Origin of the sequence: Vibrio sp. OPT46 (assembly GCF_015163535.1) — a bacterium.
In the GTDB taxonomy this organism is placed as follows: Bacteria; Pseudomonadota; Gammaproteobacteria; order Enterobacterales; family Vibrionaceae; genus Vibrio; species Vibrio alginolyticus.
The window spans coordinates 15,875-17,962 of record NZ_JADDYG010000302.1; the positions used below are offsets into that span (position 1 = coordinate 15,875).

A 2,088-nucleotide genomic window follows, 5' to 3' on the forward strand; every position below is an offset into this window, starting at 1 on the left:
CTCTGAGTATCAAGAAACGTTGGATAAGCTTTCAAAGATTTTGCCAGCGCTGCAATCGTAGATTTCAACCGCGGACAACGTCGCTTAATGCTAGTGACGAAAACAATCTAAAACGCCTCTAGAACGGATAATGCCGCTCGTTTAACAGCGAGTGGCATATTTCTGTATCTCATCACCCTGCACAGCGACGAAGGAGCGTGATACAGGTTCTTCTATTCAAGCACTTTGTGGTCAAATTTGTTTCATTACCCGCTCATCGTGCTGCTACTAGATTCTTAGTCTCGCCAAGGCTCGCTAGAATGACCCAAAAAACATCGTTAAATGATCGGCATTATCCAGTGTGGTGCGTTTTTCTGTGTATTTTATTTGCATGTACTTTAGCTTTTAGCCGTTGGCCAACAAAAATTCTTTTTTAAAAGGAAGCGTCTACTGCTCAAGCCACTTACACATAATCTGTTCAATATCGGTTGCGGTGTACGGCTTAGTGAGGATGTCGTCCATGCCTGAATCAATACACTTTTGACGCTCTTCGATGGTAGTGCCAGCGGTTAATGCAATAATAGGATGAGTAAAGCCACGCTCTCTCAGATACATCGTCGCCTCATAACCATCCATTTCAGGCATTCGGCAGTCCATGAATATCAGTTCGTAGTCTTTACTTTTCACCGCTTCTAATGCTTCTTTGCCGTTGGCTTTTAAATCAGGTGTAATGTCGAGTTTTTTCAGCATTTGAGTAACAATGACTTGATTCATTCTGATGTCATCAACCACTAATATTGAGCGTCCTGCTAAATCGCTTCGCTCTATGGTGACCAATTCCCCCTCTGCTGTGCCTTGTGCTTGCCCTTCCTCAAGAGGAATAGCAACTTTAAAAGTTGTCCCTTTGCGCTCTTCACTCTCAAAGCTAATTTGACCTTGCATCAAATCCACGAGATTTTTACAAATCGCGAGACCTAAACCTGAACCTTCAAAGCTGCGTTTCGCCGAGCGATCAACTTGGACAAATGGATCAAATAGTGACGGCTGTGCTTTTATTGGGATGCCAATACCAGTGTCTTCAACCTCAAAATAAGCCGTGCCGTTAAGCCATTCCACACGTAACACGACACCACCCAAGTGAGTAAACTTAATCGCGTTTCCCACCAAGTTAACCAAAATTTGTGTAATGCGCTCTAAGTCACCGACTAAAAATTCCGGGATCCCCAGCTTTTTGTCGATAGAGAAATGGATACGTTTTTCCGCAGCCTTAGCGGCAAATACACCCATGATGGCTTTTTCAAGCTCCTCCCAGGCAAAAACTTTATGTATGATTTCCATCATACCGGCATTCATCTTACTGAAATCAAGAAGATCATTAATGATAACTCTCAATAAGTCCCCTGATTGAGTCAAATTGCTCAAGTATTGACGCTGCTCTTCTTCTAATTGGGTTCGACTCAATAACTCCGCACTACCCAATACGCCATTGAGAGGAGTTCGCAGCTCATGGTTAATCATGGCGACAAACTCCTTCGTCGCTTTTTCTGATTCCTCAGCCCGCTTTCTCAGCTCGACCTCTCGCTCTAAACTTAAGTGTCGACCAATAACACCATGAACTAAGTCAGACACGAGCTCCATCTGTTTGGAAATAAAAGACTGATCGATTTGATCTTGCAACACAGAGAAAATCAACTCCCCAACCGTTTCCCCATCAATGATAACTGGCAAATGCAAATTCTCTCCCTGCCAATTAGGAGTGGTGAAAATCTCGTTGTTATGACGAAGCTGTAAGTGACCAAAGTGATGACGACGTAATGAGCTCAGCTTTGTAGCGTCAAGAAACAAGTAAGCCGCAGAAATGATCGAGTTAGAAGTGAGCTGCTCAATAAAGCTCGCTATCATTGCTTCATCGAACGTGCTCGATAAAAAAGTACGACCGAACTTAATCAACGTCGCATCAATTTGCTCTTCAAACTCAAACTTACGAAGATCCTTTTTAGATTTCAGCTCTAGCTTTTTCAATGCAACACTGAGTTGCTGGTTGGATTCATATAACTCTAAGCTTTTCTGTTCCAACAGCTGCTCAGCTGCTTTTCTTGATGCAACTTC

At 43.1% G+C, this 2,088-nt stretch carries 1 protein-coding gene; it reads right to left on the bottom strand.

What is annotated here, in order from left to right; all coding sequences use genetic code 11:
* Nucleotides 1-426 precede the first annotated feature (426 nt).
* The coding region (locus tag IQR33_RS14220; RefSeq protein WP_228013900.1) for an ATP-binding protein at nt 427-2,088 on the bottom strand (1,662 nt) is incomplete at its 5' end.